The organism is Rhizobium quercicola (genome assembly GCF_021168455.1).
GTDB lineage: Bacteria > Pseudomonadota > Alphaproteobacteria > Rhizobiales > Rhizobiaceae > Ferranicluibacter > Ferranicluibacter quercicola.
This window is the reverse complement of record NZ_JAJOZR010000001.1, coordinates 58,432-76,884: the sequence shown is the minus strand read 5'-3', so window position 1 is coordinate 76,884 and position 18,453 is coordinate 58,432. Positions and strand designations below refer to the sequence as shown.

15 protein-coding genes are annotated in these 18,453 nt (G+C 66.2%); 8 read left to right on the top strand and 7 right to left on the bottom strand.

Translation table 11 applies throughout. The annotated features are described in order from the left end of the window. Positions 1-19 precede the first annotated feature (19 nt). Complete coding sequence (locus LRX75_RS00350; RefSeq protein ID WP_231811236.1) at positions 20-1,255, top strand: MFS transporter; 1,236 nt, start codon at positions 20-22, stop codon at positions 1,253-1,255. Here LRX75_RS00350 and LRX75_RS00345 read toward each other — a convergent pair. Then, positions 1,246-3,621, bottom strand: a complete 2,376-nt coding sequence (locus LRX75_RS00345) for a glycoside hydrolase family 3 N-terminal domain-containing protein (protein WP_231811235.1) — start codon at positions 3,619-3,621, stop codon at positions 1,246-1,248. The genes LRX75_RS00350 and LRX75_RS00345 overlap by 10 nt on opposite strands. Positions 3,622-4,122: 501 nt before the next feature. Here LRX75_RS00345 and LRX75_RS00340 point away from each other — a divergent pair. Both LRX75_RS00340 and LRX75_RS00335 read left to right on the top strand, forming a co-directional pair. Further along, the gene (locus LRX75_RS00340; RefSeq protein ID WP_231811234.1) at positions 4,123-4,593 is read left to right on the top strand and encodes a PaaI family thioesterase; all 471 of its coding nucleotides are present in this window, start codon (positions 4,123-4,125) and stop codon (positions 4,591-4,593) included. Between the two features lie 43 nt (positions 4,594-4,636). Further along, positions 4,637-5,821, top strand: coding sequence for a thiolase family protein (locus LRX75_RS00335; RefSeq protein ID WP_231811233.1), 1,185 nt, complete (start codon positions 4,637-4,639; stop codon positions 5,819-5,821). 50 nt (positions 5,822-5,871) lie between these two features. Here LRX75_RS00335 and LRX75_RS00330 read toward each other — a convergent pair whose 3' ends face one another. The 6 genes from LRX75_RS00330 to LRX75_RS00305 all read right to left on the bottom strand — a co-directional run bounded on the left by LRX75_RS00330 (position 5,872) and on the right by LRX75_RS00305 (position 12,211). Further along, positions 5,872-7,125 carry an ABC transporter permease gene (locus LRX75_RS00330; RefSeq protein ID WP_231811232.1) on the bottom strand — a complete coding sequence of 418 codons (1,254 nt, stop codon included), beginning with the start codon at positions 7,123-7,125 and terminating at the stop codon, positions 5,872-5,874. Continuing rightward, entirely contained in the window at positions 7,122-7,805 is a 684-nt protein-coding gene (locus LRX75_RS00325) for an ABC transporter ATP-binding protein (RefSeq protein WP_231811231.1), read from the bottom strand. The genes LRX75_RS00330 and LRX75_RS00325 overlap by 4 nt, the downstream gene beginning before the upstream one ends. A 3-nt stretch (positions 7,806-7,808) precedes the next feature. After that, the gene (locus LRX75_RS00320) at positions 7,809-8,270 is read right to left on the bottom strand and encodes a hypothetical protein (protein WP_231811230.1); all 462 of its coding nucleotides are present in this window, start codon (positions 8,268-8,270) and stop codon (positions 7,809-7,811) included. 49 nt (positions 8,271-8,319) lie between these two features. Beyond that, a complete protein-coding gene (locus tag LRX75_RS00315) occupies positions 8,320-10,086 on the bottom strand; it encodes an alkaline phosphatase (protein WP_231811229.1) in 1,767 nt (588 codons plus the stop codon). A gap of 153 nt (positions 10,087-10,239) precedes the next feature. Next, on the bottom strand, positions 10,240-11,400 hold the full coding sequence (locus LRX75_RS00310; protein WP_231811228.1) for an AAA family ATPase: 1,161 nt from the start codon (positions 11,398-11,400) through the stop codon (positions 10,240-10,242). Positions 11,401-11,488: 88 nt separating this feature from the next. Continuing rightward, positions 11,489-12,211: a TetR/AcrR family transcriptional regulator gene (locus tag LRX75_RS00305; RefSeq protein ID WP_231811227.1), complete on the bottom strand. Its 723-nt coding sequence runs from the start codon at positions 12,209-12,211 to the stop codon at positions 11,489-11,491. Positions 12,212-12,566: 355 nt separating this feature from the next. Here LRX75_RS00305 and LRX75_RS00300 point away from each other — a divergent pair, with 355 nt between their 5' ends. From LRX75_RS00300 to LRX75_RS00280, 5 genes are all read left to right on the top strand, one after another. Then, the gene (locus tag LRX75_RS00300; RefSeq protein ID WP_231811226.1) at positions 12,567-13,133 is read left to right on the top strand and encodes a TRAP transporter small permease; all 567 of its coding nucleotides are present in this window, start codon (positions 12,567-12,569) and stop codon (positions 13,131-13,133) included. Between the two features lie 12 nt (positions 13,134-13,145). Further along, positions 13,146-14,429, top strand: a complete 1,284-nt coding sequence (locus LRX75_RS00295; protein ID WP_231811225.1) for a TRAP transporter large permease subunit — start codon at positions 13,146-13,148, stop codon at positions 14,427-14,429. A gap of 96 nt (positions 14,430-14,525) precedes the next feature. Beyond that, positions 14,526-15,536, top strand: a complete 1,011-nt coding sequence (locus LRX75_RS00290) for a TRAP transporter substrate-binding protein (RefSeq protein ID WP_231811224.1) — start codon at positions 14,526-14,528, stop codon at positions 15,534-15,536. Between the two features lie 66 nt (positions 15,537-15,602). Next, positions 15,603-16,502 carry a shikimate dehydrogenase gene (locus LRX75_RS00285; protein ID WP_231811223.1) on the top strand — a complete coding sequence of 300 codons (900 nt, stop codon included), beginning with the start codon at positions 15,603-15,605 and terminating at the stop codon, positions 16,500-16,502. 46 nt (positions 16,503-16,548) lie between these two features. After that, positions 16,549-18,435 (top strand): bifunctional sugar phosphate isomerase/epimerase/4-hydroxyphenylpyruvate dioxygenase family protein, encoded by a 1,887-nt coding sequence (locus LRX75_RS00280; RefSeq protein WP_231811222.1) that lies wholly within the window; start codon positions 16,549-16,551, stop codon positions 18,433-18,435. Positions 18,436-18,453: the final 18 nt, after the last annotated feature.

The window sequence follows — 18,453 nt, the reverse complement described above, 5'->3', positions numbered from 1 at the left end:
CCTCGAACAGGCGGGAACGATGACCGACGCAAAACCCGGTACGGCTGACGGCAGCTCGATCCACTGGAAGCGAAACCTCGCGGTTTCGCTTGCCGGCTCGTTCACCACGATCGTCGCCATGACGCTGCTTCTGCCCTTCCTGCCGCTCTACGTCGAGGAGCTTGGCGTGAACGATCATGCGGCCATCGTGCAGTGGTCGGGGATCGCCTATGGCGCCACGTTCTTCGCGGCGGCGCTGGTCGCGCCGCTCTGGGGTCGTCTGGGCGATATCTACGGGCGGAAACTGATGCTGGTGCGGGCGAGCCTCGGCATGACGGTCGCCATCGCGTTGATGGGAGTTGCCGAAAACGTCTGGCAGCTCGTCGCCCTGCGGCTCTTCGTCGGGCTGGCCGGTGGCTATTCCTCGGGCTCCATGGTGCTCGTCGCCACGCAGACGCCGCGGGATCGTTCGGCCTGGGCGCTCGGCATGCTTTCCGCCGGCATCATGGCCGGCAATCTCGTGGGGCCGCTGATCGGCGGCCTGCTGCCACCGCTGATCGGCATTCGCAACACGTTTCTGGCCGCCGGCGGGCTTATCTTTCTGGCGTTCCTCGCCACCACATTCCTCATCAAGGAAGAGACCGTACCCGGGCGCCGGCAGGCGGCGAAAGCCGGCGGTGGCTGGGCGGCGATACCGGACAAGGCGCCGGTCATCGCCATGCTTGCCACCGGCATGCTGCTGATGCTGGCCAGTATGTCGATCGAGCCGATCATCACGGTCTATGTCGCCCAGCTGGTCGACAGGCCCGACACGGTGACCCTGTGGGCCGGGCTCGTCATGTCCGCGGCCGCCCTCGGCAGTATCCTGTCGGCCTCCCGGCTCGGGCGGCTCGCCGACCGCATCGGCCACTGGCCCGTCATCGCCGGCGCGCTCGTCGCGGCGGGCGTCCTGCTCGTGCCGCAGGCCTTCGTGACCAGCGCCTGGCAGCTGATCCTCCTACGCTTCCTCATGGGCGTGGCGCTCGGTGGCCTTCTCCCCTGCATCGCCGCCGTCATCCGGCACAGCGTGCCGGATCGCTCCGCCGGCACCGCACTCGGCCTTTCCGTGTCCGCGCAATATGTCGGCCAGGTCGCAGGCCCGCTGCTCGGCGGCTTCATCGGCGGCCATATCGGCATGCCCGTCGTCTTCATCGGCACGAGCATCCTGCTCCTTGCAGGCGCGGCTTTCGTCTGGATGGCAAAGCCGCGATCGCGGGCTAGGTTCCGTCAGGGATGACTGACGAAAGCCCTGCTGACCATCTTCCAGTCCCCCTCGATACGGCGAACGGGACCCTTGACCTCGATCTGGCTGCGCAGGTGGATGGCCGCGCTCGATGAGCCGATCATCAGCTCGAACATGCCCGGCTCGACGATCCGGAAACCGTCCTGCCCCGTGAACGAGAACATGTCGGTCGGGATGCGGAAGGTGACGCAGGCGCTTTCGCCGGCCTCGAGGAAAACGCGCCGGAAGGCCTTCAGCTCCTTGATCGGGCGGACGACCGAACAGACGAGATCGCGGACGTAAAGCTGGGGCACCTCCGTTCCCCCGCGTGCGCCCACATTGCGCAGCGTGAAGGAGACGCCGATGCTTCCCTCGTCGCTCTGCACCGAGGACCGGTCGAGCGTGATGTCCTCGTACACGAAGCGCGTATAGGAGAGGCCGTGCCCGAAGGGGTAGCGGCTTCCGAAATGGCGGGCGACCGGCGTTCCCGCGCTTTTGAATTTGTGATTGTAGAAATAGGGCGATGCGCCGGCGCTGCGCGGCACCGATATGGACAGGCGACCGGAGGGCTCGACGACACCGGTCAGCACATCGGCCAGAGCCGCCCCGCCCTCCTGCCCGCCGAAGAAGGCCATGACCTGGGCGGCGACATGGTCTTCCAGGCCGCCGAGCGTATAGGGCCGGCCGGAGGTGATGACCACGATGACGGGTGTTCCCGTCTCCACGACCGCCTCCAGCAAGGCCTGCTGCACGCCGGGCAGCGCCAGCGTATCGGTATCCGACCCCTCGCCCACCGTGCCCGTCTGGAAGATGCCGGAGAGATCGCCGACGCAGACGACCGCCACATCGGCCTGCCGCGCGGCCTCGACGGCCGCCGGAATGAGGTCGAGACTCGTGGAGACAGGCGAGGTTTGCGACAGCGTCGTCATATCGGGAACGTCGCCGGGAAACACCGGCGCACCCGACTGCCGGGCCTCCAGAATGTGGCAGCCCTTGGCGTAGCGGACACGCTCCGTGCCGAACCGCGCCTCGAAGGCGGCGCGCGGCGTGATCACGGACGACGCGGTGTCGGCGAGATCGCTGACGATCAGGTGCACGGGGAAGGAATAATCGCCGAGCAGCGCCAGCGGATCGTCGGCCGTGGGCCCGATCAGGGCGATGGTCTTTTCCTCCGCCAGCGGGAGAATGCCGTCATTGGCGAGGATGACGACCGACTTCTGGGCGACCCGACGGGCGACATCGATCGCCTCCGGGGTCTGCAGCGCGATGCCGGCTTCATCCGTATAGGGATGTTCGAACAGGCCGAGGCGCATCTTCTCGGTCAGGATCCGGCGCACGATCGCGTCGATCATGTCCATCCCGATCAGGCCGCGGGCCAGTGCTGCCTTCAGATGCGCGGCGCAGTCGTCGCCCGGAAGCTCGACATCGAGGCCTGCCTTGAAAGCGAGTGCGGCGGCTTCCGCCGCATCCGCCGCCACGCCGTGATGCTTGTAGAGCAGGCTGATGCCGATATAGTCGGCGACGACGAGGCCGTCGAAGCCCCAGTCCTCCCGCAGCACCTTCGTCAACAGATGATGCGAGGCATGGCACGGCTCCCCGTCGATGTCGTGATAGGCCGGCATGACCGAGCCCGCATCCGAAAGCCGAACCGCCATTTCGAACGGCAGGAGGAAGGTGTCGTTCAGCTCCCGCCAGCCGAGATTGACCGGCGCATGGTTGCGCGCACCTTCCGACAGGGAATGCCCCGCATAATGTTTCAGCGTCGCCAGGAAGTCGCGATCCCGCCCCTGCAGGCCGCGAACATAGCGCGAGGCGAGCAGCCCGACGTGATAGGGATCCTCGCCGAACGTTTCTTCCGTACGGCCCCAACGCGCATCGCGGGCGACATCCAGAACGGGGGCAAGCCCCTGCCGACAGCCGATGGAGCGGGCCTCCTGCCCGATGACGCGGCCCACCTCCTCGATGAGCGCAGGATCGAACGTCGCGCCGAAGGCGAGCGAGGAGGGAAACAGCGTGCCGCCCTGCGCCATGATACCGGACAGGCATTCCTCATGCGCAATGACGGGAATGCCGAGCCGGGTTTCCTCCACCAGGAATTTCTGCAGCCGGTTCAAAGCGCGAACGCCGGCAGCGGGGTCAACCGGGCGGCTGCCGAGAGGGCGCGTGATCTGGCCGAGACCGGAGGACAGCTTCTCCTTCAGCCGATCCCCGTCATCGGCGCCGGTGAACGTATCTTCGCGCACTTGGTGACGGCCGTCGTCCGACAGGAGCAGCCAGAAGGCGTGCATCTGCGCGATCTTTTCCTCGACGCTCATGCGGGCGAGCAGATCCGCAACGCGGTTTTCGATCGACTGGGCAGGGTTCTTGTAGATATCCGTCATGGCTGCATTTTCCAGAAATAGAAGCGACGACACTGCGTCCGGTGTCGCAAGCGTTAGCGTAAGCAATCGTTAAAGTCAATCTACCATGGTAGTGTTGCACTATCATAACAATGGCTTGAGGGGTATTCGCATCGTACCGGAGACCGAGTTTTACCCTAATAAAGGGGTCGCTTGAGCCACGGGACGGGCGGATGGACGTATTTATTCTTTAAAGTGTCAGAAAACGGACGCGATCTCCGTCCGCAATCGTACGGTTCCTGCGCCATCGTTGCTCACTCCGCTGCCGGCGATCGAGACCTTGTTTAATGATAAGCGTCATATTAAAGTCCTCGCACCTTTAGGAGGAGGTGAAACAAGAGGACCCATCCGTCTATCGTGAGCAAGAGCGCCGAACCGCCCTCAGCGGAGTGTCTCCGTCTTGGCGTCCCGGGTCCGTTGGTCCTTCCGAAGAACAAGATCACCTTGCCCTACTCCGACATCCCTCGACAGACAGGAAGAAGCATGGACGTCCTCAGGAATAACCAAGCCGGCCTGACCGGTCTTGCCCAGCTGCAGGCCTTGATGGCGGCCAACAGCCTGCCGCCGATCAACGAGACGATGGGGTTCGTCCTGATCGAGATCGAGGAGGGTCGGGCCGTGTTCGAAGGCAATCCCGGCCGCAGCGTCTACAACCCGATCGGGTCGGTGCATGGCGGTTATGCCGCGACGCTGCTCGACAGTGCCTGCGGCTGCGCCGTCCATTCGAAGCTGACGGCCGAGCAGGGCTATACGACGCTGGAGCTCAAGATCGCCTATCACCGTCCGCTGACGGAGGCGAGCGGGCCCGTTCGCGCCGAGGGGCGCATTCTCTCGATGGGACGGCGCGCGGCTTTCGCGGAAGCGACGCTCAAGGATCGCGACGGGCGGCTCTGTGCCAGCGCGACATCGACCCTGCTCGTCTTTCCGCTCGATCACCCCAAAGCCATCGCCTGACGGCGAGCAACACCACCTCTTTCACGAACCGGAGGGACGCCCCTTGAGCCAGCCCGACATCATCCTCGCTTTCCCCGTGCGAACCGCCATCGGCGGCTATAACGGCACCTTGAAGAACACGCCCGCAACCGAGCTCGGCGCGATCGCGATCGCCGAGACCCTGCGCCGGTCCGGGCTGTCGGGCGACGATATCGACACCGTCGGTATGGGCAACGTCGTCCAGGCCGGCAACCGCATGAACCCGGCGCGACAGGTCGCGATCGGCGGCGGCTTGCCGGTGACCGTACCGGCGCTGACGGTCAACCGCGTCTGCGGTTCGGGCGCGCAGGCGATCCTGTCGGCGGCGATGGAGATCATGGCCGGTGGCGCATCGGCGGCGATCGCCGGCGGCATGGAGAATATGGACCGGGCGCCCTACATGATGGACGGCGGGCGCTGGGGATATCGCATGGGCCCGGCCCAGATCCTCGACAGCATGCTGACCGATGGCCTGAACGACGCCTTCTCGGGCCAGCATTCCGGCTGGCACACGGAGGACCTCGTCGAAAAGGCGCAGATGACCCGGCAGGATCAGGACGCCTTCGCCGCCCGGTCCCAGCAGCGTTTCGCAGCCGCGCAGGCAAGCGGCGCGTTTGCCGAAGAGATCGTGTCGGTCGAGGTAAAGGGCCGCAAAGGTAACGAGAGCTTTGCCCGCGACGAAGCGCCACGACCGGAGACGACCATCGAGACGCTCGCGCGGCTGAAGCCCGCCTTCCGCCCGGAGGGGACGATCACGGCCGGCAATGCGCCGGGGCTGAACAGTGCCGCGGCGGCTGTCATCGTTGCGGACCGCGGCTTTGCGGAGAGGAAAGGCCTCGTGCCGATGGCGCGGCTGGCCGGCTACGGTGTGGCCGGCGTGGAGCCCGGTCTCTTCGGACTCGGTCCGGTGCCCGCCGTGACGCTGGCCCTCGCCCGCGCCGGCTGGCAGCTGGGCGATGTCGAGCGCATCGAGATCAACGAGGCCTTTGCCGCCGTCCCGATCGCCGTGATGCGCGAACTCGGGCTGCCGGAGGACATCGTCAATGTCGAGGGCGGCGCCATCGCCCATGGCCATCCGATCGGTGCTACAGGCGCCATCCTTGTCACGCGCCTGCTGCACGGCATGAAGCGGGATGGGCTTTCCAGGGGGATCGTCACGCTCTGCATCGGTGGCGGACAGGGGATCGCGCTCGCGCTCGAGACGGTCTGATCCGCCGCGCGCCTCCGATGTCCGGCGGCGGCGCAGGCGCTTGGCCGGTCTCAGCCCTTGAGGGCTGCGGCCGGCGACTGGCGGTAGGCGAGCACGGCCGGCACGATGGCAAGGGCCGCGGCGAAGGCCGAAACCGACGCTGCGAAGACGAGGTCTCCCCGGTCGAAGGCGACAGGCATCGTAAAACCGTTCTGCCGAGACACAATGCCGCCGATGACCTCCGAGACGAGGTAGCCGAGGCCGAAACCGAGGAGGATGCCGGCGAGGCTGATGGCGAAGAGCTGTAACCAGACGATGCGGAACACGACGGTGCGCGATGCACCGAAGGCACGCAGCGCGCCGATCTGCCGCCGGCGCTGGCCCACATGCATGATGGTGACGAGCAGAAGGGCTGCCGCGATGAGAAGCTGCGTGCCGATCGCCACAGCCATCAAAAGAACCTTGGCATCCCCGAGCGTCGCATAGAGCCGCGTCAGCACCTCGCCGGGAAAGACGCCGAGCGTCGTACCGCTGCGATATTCCTGGCGAAGCTTGTAGGCGTCGGCAATCGTCTTCGGCTTGACCAGAACCGCCGGGACGCCGGCGGCATGCTTCGCCCAGTCTTCATCGATCGGCGCCGCGGCATCGGCGCTGTGCTCCTGCGCGCCGCCCGCGTGGCCCGCCTCCTCGTGGCCTTCCTCTTCATGGCCGGCCTCCTCATGCCCCATCCCGTGCAGCTCCCACACCGCCTGGATGGGCACGAGGATCGCCCGGTCCCAGGGCGTGCCGGTCGGTTTCATCCGTCCGGCGACGGCATAGGCGAGGCCGGTATGGGTATGGCCGCCCTCTTCCGCCGTGCCGTGCATGGGCTTGATCACCGCGCCCATGGAGAGATCGACCGCCGCGCCGATGACCGCATCGCCCTCTCGCCGGAAGCCCGCACCCTCCTGCAGGTCCGGTGAAAGATGCGTCACGAGAGCGGTCGAAGTGCCCACCAGCGGATAGCCGGCAAAAGAATCCCCGAAGCCGATGGGGGCGGCGAAGGCGATGCGCGGATCGGCTGAGAGGCGCTGAAGCACGGCACCCTCCATCAGCGGCAGGGGGGCGGCCTGAAGGAAGACGGAGGAGAGGACCAGCTGCGTTTCGCTGCCCGCGGCCCCGACGACCAGATCGAACGCATTGGCCGCGCGGGCGCTGCCGAGCCGAAGCGCCCGTTCCTGCAGCGTCACGGACACGGCGAGCGCCACGGCGAAGGCGACCAGCAGCAGGATGGCGATCGTCCCGCCCTTGTGGCGGCGGATGTCCGCGAGGATGAAGCCGATCATATCGCCGCTGCCTTGCTGTCATGAGAGATCCGGCCGCGATCGAGCGTGATCCGTCGCGGCAGGCGCGAAATGAGCGCGGGATCGTGTGACACGACGATGAGCGTCGCGCCGGCCGCACCCGAAAGGCCGATCAGCAGGTCGGCGATGACTTGGCCGCTGTCCGCATCCAGGCTGGCGGTCGGCTCGTCGGCGATGACGACGCCCGGCGCGCGCACGAGCGCGCGGGCTATGGCGACGCGCTGCATTTCACCCCGTGACATCGTCTCGACCGGCTGTTCTGGCCGGTCGAGCCCCGTGCCGGCAAGGAGGTCGCGTGCGCGGCGCTTGACGGCGGCGGATGCCGCCGAGGCAAGCCGTGCGGGCAGCAGCACGTTCTCGAGCGCCGACAGACCGGGGAAAAGGTGGAAATCCTGCATGACGAGGCCGACATGTGCGGCCCGCCAGCGGTCGCGCCGGTGCTCGGCAAGACGGGCGAGATCGGTCCCGCTCCAGTCGACCTGGCCTTCGCGCACGTGTTCGAGCCCGGAGACGACATTGACGAAGGTGCTTTTGCCCGAGCCCGAGGCGCCGGTGACAGCGATGTTTTCACCCGCCGCGAAATCGAGGGCGGGAACGGACAGGACGGGGGCGGCGAGGCCGGCATAGGAGACGGCGATATTCTTCAGGGTCAGCGACAGCATGGTTCAGACGGACCAGTAATGCGCATTGCGCAGGCGCAGGCGGCTCACGAAGCCGGTTTCGGGATCCGTCCACGTGCCGACCTCCAGCGTCCCCGATACGGCAATGCGCGTTCCCGGCTGGACGAAGGTCTGCGCCGCATCGAGATAGACGACGACGATATTGTCAGGCCAGTCCGAGTCGGACGAGCAGAAGGGGCAGATCGACATGGGAATTTCGGTCAGCACGAAGAAGACGGCCTCGGCCTTCAGCGGCGGCGCCATGAAGCCGCTCATCGTCACGCCCTTGCCGTTCAGCGCCTTCACGGTTTCGGAGAAGTTGAGACCGAGCACGCCTACGCTGCCATAGAGATCGTCGAAGCCGATCTCGGTGTCTGCAGCGAAAGCCCGCGGCACAAGGACCGCCGCCGGCAGCGACGCGAGCAGGCCAAGCAGCGTTCGACGGCGCAGGGCGTCAGGTTTCGTCATGTCGTCTCCTCGAACGCCGCCGGGCGATCACCCGGCGGCCTGCCGATCGTTACTTCGCAGCGATCTTGTCCGGCGCGCCGAGGGCGAGACTGTCGGCGAGCACACGGTAGATGTCGCTCTCTTCCATATAGCCCTTGAAGCCTTCCGAACCGGGGCCGCTTGCCTGCAGCACGACGTCGTCGACCGCATGAACGGCGCTTTCGGACGTCTTCGGCAGGTTGCCTTCGCGCAGAACGGCACCGGGCACGTCCTTATAGGCAGGGTTCGCGACATATTCCTTGTTCTCGTTCTGCACCGTCGGCTCGAACGGGCCATCGAGCTTCGGGCGGAATGTCTCGTAATAATCCGGGAAGTTGCTCGCGAAGACGGCGAGGCGACGTGTCGGATCGACCTTATCGGGATAGCCGTCGCCGTTCTTGTCCTCGTAATTCGGGAAGCCGGCATCGGCGTAGACGCCGACCTTCTGGCGCATCTCGGTGCCCGGCTTCTCGTCGTCGATGGTGCCGATGACGGAAACGCCGTGGGTATGGTCGCCGGTGACGACGATCAGCGTATCCGGGTTTTTGGCGGCGAAGTCGCGCGCGACGCCGACGGCCTTGTCGAATTCGATCGTCTCATACAGCGCCCGGTCCCAGTCCATCGGGTGGGACATCTTGTCGATCGAGGCGCCCTCGACCATCAGAAAGAAGCCGTCCTCGTTCTTCGACAGCTGCGTCAGCGCGGCGTGGGTCATGTCGACCAGGCCCGGCTGATTCGGAAACTTCGCAACCGTGCCCTTCTTCAGGATATCGCGGTCGAGGACCGTGTCCATGTTGCCGGTGTGAAACAGGCCGAGCAGCTTGGCGGCATTGGTGCCGGAAGAGGCTTCGAGTTCGCTCCTGTCGGTCGCCAGCGCGTAGCCGGCATCCTTGAACAGCTGGATATAGTCCTTGTCGTCCTTGCGCTTGGAGCCGGGCGTTGCCTGCGGCAGGAAGTAGGCGGAGCCGCCACCGAGAATGACCTCGGGCTGGACGGTGTAGAACATGCCGACGATGTCGGCCTTGTCGGCGCGCTTGCGGGTGTGGGCGACGACGGCTGCCGGCGTGGCATCCTCGATTTCGGCCGTGGAAACGACGCCGATGGCCTTCTTGGTGGTGCGGCGCAGCGCTTCCGCAATGGTTTCGACCTTGGGGTCGTCAAGGCTTGCCGGGGTGCGGTCGGCATAAACGCCGAGCGCGTTGACCGCCGTCTTGTGGCCCGTCATGTAGGCCGACATCGTGTTGGCGCTGTCGGTGGCGATCGCGTCCGTCGCCGAGGTGCCGACGAAAGCCATGTGGTCGAGATCGTCCATGGCGAGACGGCCGTTGGCCTTGCCCTCCGTCATGCCCTTGGACATGATGCGGGCGCCGGTGCGGTGTGCGACGGAGAGGCCGTCGCCGAGCAGGAAGATCACGTTCTTCGCCTTCGGCTGCGCGGCGGTCTCGTAGACCTCCCACGTCACCGACTTGGTCTCGCCACCGGCCGTCACGTCGACCTTGTAGCTGCCGGCCTTGAGAATTCGCGCGCCGCGCAGGATCAGGGCGGAGCCGAGAACCTTGTCGTCCTTGCCCTTCTCCTCGGCCACGAATTCGGCCGCCGAGCCGAGCGCCGCGGCGTAATCTTCGCCGTTGACGGTCACCTTGACGTCCTCGGCCTTCACCACGCCGGGCAGCTCGATCTTGACGTCGAACGGCGATCCGGCAAGGATCGTCGCGCGCGACAGCGGGTAGACGGTCGTGGCCTGGGCGGCGCCGGCAAGAATGGTGGTGGCGACAAGCGCAGCGAGAAGAGTCCGCATGAGAACCTCGTTCGGTAGGGAGGAGACTGTATGCGCGCAGGCTTAACCGCCCTGTGTGACGGTTGGATGATGGTCATCACGCTGGTTGCAGAATGACGACATCTTGCCGCGCCGGCAACAGCCTTCGACCATGGCGGCGTGGAGAGAAAGGCGCTATGCCTCGTCCTCGTCCTCGTTATCATCGTCATCGTCATCGACGAGGCCGGTGAGCCGCATGCCCTCGATCCATGTCGCGCCGCCCTTGCGGATGACGCGTTTCGGCCGGGTTCCGCAGCGCTCGGCAACGGCGGCAGCCAGTGCTTGCGAATGGGTGACGATCCAGATCTGGCTGGTGGCGGCGGCCGTCGCGATGAGGTCGGCGAGCGGCGGCAGCATGTCGGGGTGCAGGCTCGCCTCGGGCTCGTTGAGCGCGATCAGCGGCGGCTGGCGATAGGACATCAGCGCGGCGGCCAGGCCGAGAAAGCGGATCTGCCCGTCGGAGAGTTCGCGCGGCTGGAAGACGCGTTGCGGAAAGTCGGGAAAGATCAGGCCGAATTCCGCAAACTCTCCCGGTTGCGGCACATGCAGCCGCGCACCGCCCAGGGCCGCCGCGATCGCGCGGTCGAGATCGACGGTGTCGCCACGGGTATGGACCAGCGTCGCAAAGACCGCCGCCATATTGCCGCCGTCCTCGTCGAGAAGCGGCGCCGTGACCGCGAGACAGGGTTGGCGGAGCGCCGCATCCCGGTCGGTGCGAAAGCCGTGGAAGAAGCGCCAGCCATCGACCAGGCGGCGGAACGTTCCGATTTCCGGATAGTGTCCGGCATCGCCGAGCATGGCGATCGCCGTCTCGGAGGTCATGGCGGGTTGCGGATACTCTTCCATCCGCCCACGCTCGCCGCGCACCATCACGCCCGGCCCCGCGCGTTTCATCATCGTCACCGGCCGCGCGCCCGTTTCGACGGACAGCACCTCTTCCTTGACCTGCGGCTCGAAGGCGAAGCCGGCTGCGGCCTTCGGCGGCCGCAATCCCGCCTCCACGCGGTAGCGGAACGTCACCGCCCGCTCCTCGTCGAGCACCTCGACCTCGAGCTTGATGCGGACATTCTTCTCGATGCGTCTCGGGCCCGACCAGAGCGCGGACGCCATGCCTCCTTCCGCCGCGATCTCGTAGGCGAGCGAGCCCGTCACGGCGGCCTGCACGAGTTGCAGGGCCCGGTAGAGGTTGGACTTGCCGACGCCGTTCTCGCCGATGAACACGTTGACGCCGCCCAGATCCATGCGGATCGAGCGCAGCGAACGGTAGTTCCGGGCGGACATGGAGCGCAGCATCATCGATGCCTATCTACACCCGGGATACGGCGCGATAAAAGCACCGGCATGACCAAATCCCCGTGATCCCGTCGCCTATCCGCATCCTCGATCAGGCCCCGTCCGGCCCATTCCCGGCCGGTTGCGGGTCCCGCAACAATGCGATCACGGCGTCCTGCAACAGGATGCGATGGCGGCTGCGCATCGTGGCTTCGCCGAGATCGCGGCCGAAGATATGGCCGAAGGTGTGGCGATTGGAAACCCGGAAGAAACAGAAGGAGGAGATCAGCATATGCAGGTCGATCGGATCGACCTCGCGGCGGAACGCACCGGTTTCCTGTCCGCGCCGGAGGATCGCGGCGATCGTGTCGATGATCGACACGTTGAGCCGTCCGAGGCTGGAGGACTGGCGCATGTGGCTCGCGCGGTGGATGTTCTCGATCGTCACCAGACGGATGAAATCCGGATTGGCCTCGTCATAGTCGAAGGTGAAGCCGATCAGGCGGCGCATGGCATCCACCGGATCGCCGTCGGCCAGCCGGAGTTCCGCCTCCACCTTGCGGATGCCGGTATAGGCGTGTTCGAGCACGGCGAGGTAGAGACCCTCCTTGGAGCCGAAATGATAGTAGATCATGCGTTTGGATGTCCGCGTGCGCTCGGCAATGGCATCGACACGGGCACCCGAAAGACCGTTCGCCGCGAATTCCTCGCGCGCGACCAGCAGGATGTCGTCCCGCGTTTTCGTCGTGCGGTCGCGTTGCGTCACGCGGCGCCGGGTGGGCCGCACGTCGTCGTCAGGACCCTCGGGCGCGTCAACACCGTCTGTGTCGGCCATATTCCTCATCATCCTCCCCCATGCCCCTGTCGGGCACGACCGGTCGCAAGCACCGGTGCGGCCATTCTGCACGTTCCCGGACGGCGCGTCATTGCGCGAATGTCAAAGCCACATAATTTTCACGTTGACCAAACGAACCGGTTCGTACATTTTTATGTCAGGATGCTCCGGGCGGAAAGAGGCGATACGGTCGGTCGCCCCGACGCAGGACGGTACCGGGTCACAAAATCCTGTGGGCCGGGATGAACGGACTACAGGACATCACGGCGATGCCTTAGGATCTGGAGGGATCTCCGCATCGACGGACGGGAGAAGACGATCCGGCAGGGAGTGCCGGTCGCACGGGAGGACTTTTATGAGACGGATCGTCGATCTGTATTTTGCGTTTCTGCGCGTCTCCATCGCCCTGCTCCTCGCAGCGATGGTCATTCTCGTTTTCACCAATGTCGTGATGCGCTATGCGCTCAACAGTGGCTTGACGATCTCCGAAGAGATGTCGCGGCTGGCCTTCGTCTGGCTGATCTTCCTCGGCGCGGCCGTCGCGCTGCGCGAACACGCCCATATCGGCATCGACACGATGATCCGGGCCCTGCCGCCGAAGCTCGCCAAGGCCTGCGTCCTTCTCGGCTATCTTCTGATGCTGCTGGCCTGCGTGCTGCTGCTCCAGGGCGCCTGGGCGCAATCCGTGCTGACCTGGGGGGCGATCACGCCGGCGGCCGGCATCTCGATGGCGTGGTTCATGATCCCCGCCGTCATCTTCGCGGTGACCGCCCTTCTGCATCTGGGCAGCGAGACGCTCGCGATCCTCACCGGTCGTCTCGATATCGCAAACATCGTGCTCGTGCAGGAATCGGAAGATCTGCCACCGCCGCCCGCTTCGCCCGTACCGCCGCTGCCCGCGGCGTCCGGCTTCGGTCGCTGAGGGAGAACGACGATGGTCATCGCGGTTTTCCTCGGCTCGCTTCTCGGTACCATGGCATTGGGCATGCCGATCGCCTTCGCGCTGATCCTGTCCGGGATCGCGCTCATGGTTCACATGGACCTCTTCGACGGGCAGATCGTCGCGCAGACGATCCTGCAGGGCGCCGACAGCTTCACGCTGATCGCCGTGCCCTTCTTCATGCTGGCCGGCGAGGTCATGAACCAGGGCGGTCTGTCCAAGCGCATCGTCAATCTCGCGATCGCCCTTGTCGGGCACAAGCGGGGCGGTCTCGGCTTCGTCTGCATTCTCGCCGCGTGCGTCCTCTCCAGCCTCTCCGGCTCGGCCGTGGCGGATGCGGCGGCGCTGGCCGCCCTTCTGATGCCGATGATGATCAAGTCCGGCCATGATCCGGCCCGCTCGGGCGGCCTCATCGCCTCCTCCGCCATCATCGGGCCGATCATCCCGCCCTCCATCGGCTTCATCCTCTACGGCGTGGTCGGCGGCGTCTCCATCACCAAGCTCTTCCTCGCCGGCATCGCGCCGGGCCTGATGATCGGTGCGGCGCTCTGCGTCGCCTGGCTGGTGGTCATCCGCAAGGAAACCTTCGCCATGCCGGCGAAATCCTCCTGGGCGGAGCGCCGGCACGCGCTCGTCGCGAGCCTCTGGGCGCTGATGCTGCCGGTCATCATCATCTTCGGGCTGAAGTTCGGCGTGTTCACGCCCACCGAAGCGGGCGTGGTCGCGGCCGTCTACTCCCTGTTCGTCGCCATGGTCGTCTACCGCGAACTGACGCCCGGCATGCTGCTCGACGTCTTCACCTCGGCGGCGAAAACCACCGCGATCGTCATGTTCCTGGTCGCCGCCGCGTCGGTTTCCGCCTGGCTGATCACAATCGCCGACCTGCCGGGTGCCATGGTTGCGCTGCTGGAGCCGCTGATGGGCAACCAGACGCTGCTGCTGATCGCCATCATGGTGCTGATCGTCGCCGTCGGCACCGCCATGGACATGACGCCGACCATCCTCATTCTCACGCCGGTGCTGCTGCCCGTCATCAAGCAGGCCGGCATCGATCCCGTCTATTTCGGCGTGCTGTTCATCATCAACAACTCCATCGGCCTCATCACGCCGCCGGTCGGCACCGTGCTCAACGTCGTCTGCGGCGTCGGCAAGATCTCGATGGAGAAGCTCATCCGGGGCGTCTGGCCGTTCATGATCGCGCAGCTGATCGTGCTCGTCCTGCTCGTCCTCTTCCCCGTTCTCGTCACCGGCCCGGCGGCCTTCTTCGCCGGGCGCTGACCGCGCCCCTTGCCGCGCCGGTGTCCAAGGGAGGGGCCGGCGGGGAAACCAGAAACAACCCAGGCGTCGGGAGGCGCCGTTATCCCGGAGGATACCATGAGACTGACCCAATCCATCGCGGCCCTGCTGGCCGCAGCCTCGCTCCTCGGCGCCGCCGGTGCCCATGCCGAGATCAGCGAGCGGACGATCAAGTTCGCCGCCCAGAACTCCAAGGGCCATCCCCAGGTCATGGGCATGGAGCGCTTCGCCGAGATCGTGAAGGAAAAGAGTGGCGGCAAGATCGAGGTCAAGCTGTTCCCGGGCGGCACGCTGGGCGGCGACGTCCAGACGCTTGCCTCCGTGCAGGGCGGCATCGTCGAGATGAGCGTGATGAATGCCGGCATTCTCTCCGGCACCATCAAGGAATTCGGCGTCGTCGATCTGCCCTTCCTGTTCGGAACGCCGGAAGAGGCCGACGCCGTCATGGACGGCCCCGTCGGCACGGAGCTTGCCGCTCGCCTGCCCGCCCAGCGCCTCGTCGGCCTCGGCTTCTGGGAGCTCGGCTTCCGCCACCTCACCAACAACCGCCATGCGGTCAACACGGTCGAGGACGTGAAGGGCCTGAAGATCCGCACCGTGCAATCGGCCGTGCCGCTCGCCACCTTCAACGCGCTCGGCGCCAATGCCATCCCGCTGCCCTATCCGGAGCTTTACAGCGCGCTGGAAACCGGCACCGTCGACGGGCAGGAAAACCCGCTCGCCAACATCGTCAACGCCAAGTTCACCGAAGTGCAGAAGTACCTGACGCTGACGGGCCACCAGTACAACCCGCAGATCGTCATCGTCTCCAAGGTGTTCTGGGACAAGCTCGACCCGCAAGAGCAGGCTCTGCTGCAGGATGCCGCCACGCAGGCGCGCGACTACCAGCGCAAGGCCTCCCGCGACGCCAACGCCGGCTTCCTGGAGGAGATCAAGAAGAGCGGCATGGAGGTCGTCGAACCGAATGCCGAACAGCTTGCCGCCTTCCGCAAGGCCGTCGAACCGGTCGTCACCCAGTTCCGCGACACGATCGGCGCGGAAACCGTCGATGCCGTGTTCTCGCAGCTGAAGACGATCCGCGGTCAGTAACACGACCAGCGGCAAGGCGGGACGATCCGCCTTGCCGCTCCCCATCCACTAGCCGAAGGACGGCATATGCTCGATCGATCCACCCGCACGATACAGGTCGGCCTCATCGGCAGCGGTATCCAGCTCTCACGCTCCCCCGCTCTGCACGAGGCGGAAGGCAAGGCGAACGGGCTGGCGCTCTCCTATGAGCTGATCGACCTCGACCGGCTGGGCACGGGCGCGAAAGACGGGCACGGCCCGGGCGTCGGCATCGAGGCGCTCGGCGACATCCTGCGCGATGTCGAGGACCGCGGCTTTGCCGGCGTCAACGTCACGCATCCGGCAAAACAGGCCGTCATTCCCCATCTCCACGCGCTTTCGCCGGAGGCCGAAGCGCTCGGTGCCGTCAATACGGTCGTCCTCAGGGATGGTCGCCGGATCGGTCACAATACGGACTGCTCGGGATTCGCGGAGGGCTTTCGCCGCGCATTGCCGCAGGCCGACCTCTCCTCTGCCGTCCAGCTCGGCGCCGGGGGTGCGGGTGCGGCCGTCGCCCATGCCATGCTGCAGCTCGGCACGAAGCAGCTGACGATTTTCGACAACGACACCACGCGCGCGCAAGCGCTGACGCAGCGCCTCTCCCCGCTGTTTCCGCAGGCGCGCATCCGGACGGGTGACGACCTGGCCGCCGCCATGGCGGGCGCAAGCGGCCTCGTGCATGCGACGCCCACGGGCATGGCGGCGCATCCCGGCCTGCCGCTGCCGGACGACCTTCTCCGCCCCCATCATTTCGTCGCCGAGATCGTCTACTTCCCGCTCGAGACCGAGCTTCTGCGCGTCGCCCGCGCCACGGGCTGCGCCACCGTCGATGGCGGCGGCATGGCCGTGTTTCAGGCGGTCGGCGCCTTCCGTCTCTTCACCGGCGTCGAGCCCGATGCCGCGCGCATGCTCGCCCATTTCGCGGACATGGGCACCATCAGCAGCTGAAGACGCGCCAACCCATGATGCCGATCGTTGAACAGGGAACACGCCGATGAAAACCTCGATTGCCACCGTGTCCATCTCCGGCGACCTGTCGGAAAAGCTTGCTGCCATCGCCGCCGCCGGCTTCGGCGCCGTCGAGATCTTCGAGAACGATTTTCTCGCCTCCAACCACGGGCCGACGGATGTCGGCCGGATGGTGCGCGATGCCGGACTGGAGATCTGCCTGTTCCAGCCCTTCCGCGACTTCGAGGGCCTGCCGGAGCCGCAGCGCAGCCGCGCCTTTGAGCGCGCGAAGCGCAAGTTCGAGACGATGAACGAGCTCGGCACCGACCTCATCCTCATCTGCTCCAACGTCTCGCCGCTCGCGCTCGGCGGCATCGACCGCGCGGCGGACGATCTACGCGCACTGGGCGACATCGCCCGAGAGCACGGGGTCCGTGTCGGATACGAGGCGCTGGCCTGGGGCCGCTATGTCAACGACCATCGGGATGCCTGGGAGATCGTGCGGCGGGCCGACCACAGCCAAGTGGGCCTGATCCTCGACAGCTTCCACTCGCTGGCCCGCGGCATCGACAGCGCCTCGATCCGCTCGATCCCCAAGGACAAGATCTTCATCGTCCAGATGGCGGATGCGCCGAAGCTCGATCTCGACCTCCTCTCCTGGAGCCGCCACTATCGCAACATGCCCGGCCAGGGCGACCTTCCCGTCGCGGACTTCATGGCTGCCATCGAGGCGACCGGCTACGACGGCTACTACTCGCTCGAAATCTTCAACGACCAGTTCCGCGCGGGCTCGGCGCAGCAGACGGCCGTCGATGGGCGGCGCTCGCTGATCTACATGATGGACCGGCTGAAGGCCGAGGGCCGCGCGGTCAAGGGTCCGTCGGAGCCCGATCCGCTGCCGCCGCCAGCGCGCACCGCGGGCATCTCCTTCGTCGAATTCGCCACCGACATGCAGTCGGCCGTGCCCCTGTCCGCCCTGCTCCAGTCCATCGGCTTCCGCCATGCCGGCCGTCATCGCTCGAAGGATGTGGATCTCTACACGCAGAACGATCTGCGCGTCGTCATCAACACCGAAACCGAGGGCATGGCGCATTCCGCCTACGTCGTCCACGGCACCAATGTCTCGGCACTGGGGCTGCGCATGGCGGACGTCCAGCAGGGCATGGCGCGCGCGGCCGGCCTGCTGGCCACCCCGTACAAGCAGCCTGTCGGGCCCGGCGAACTGGAGTTGCCGGCCCTGTTCGGCATGGGCGGCAGCCTCCTGCATCTCGTTCCCGAGGATGCGGCGCTCGACCGGCAATGGGAAACCGATTTCGCGCTCGAACCCGGCTGGAACCGGCATGCGGGCGCCGGCCTGAAGGCGGTCGACCACATCGCCCAGACGGTGCGCTACGAGGATATTCTCTCCTGGACGCTGTTCTACCGCTCGATCTTCGATCTGAAACCGCTGCCGCCGGTCGAGGTGCCCGATCCCGGTGGCCTCGTCCTCAGCCAGGTCCTGCAAAACGACGACGCCAGCCTGCGCATCGTGCTCAACGGCTCGCAATCCATGCGCACGCTCTCCTCGCGCTTCGTGTCGCAATTCGTCGGGCCGGGCGTCCAGCACGTGGCCTTCGCGACGACGGATATCTTCGCGACGGTCGCGGCCCTGCGCGCCGGCGGCGTCGCACTGCTGCCGATTTCGGGCAATTATTACGACGATCTCGACGCCAAGTTCGACATTACGCCCGAGACGCTTGCGGCGATGCGGACGGGGAATATCCTCTACGACCGGGACGAGAACGGCGAATATTTCCAGATCTATCTCGGCACGCTGGAAGGCGGCTTCTTCTTCGAGATCGTCGAGCGGCGCGGCTATCGCGGGCTCGGTGCAGCCAATGCCGCGATCCGCCTGACCACGCAGGCCCGCCAGGCGCCGCTTCCGGCTGTCTGACGGGTCTGGCGACCGCGG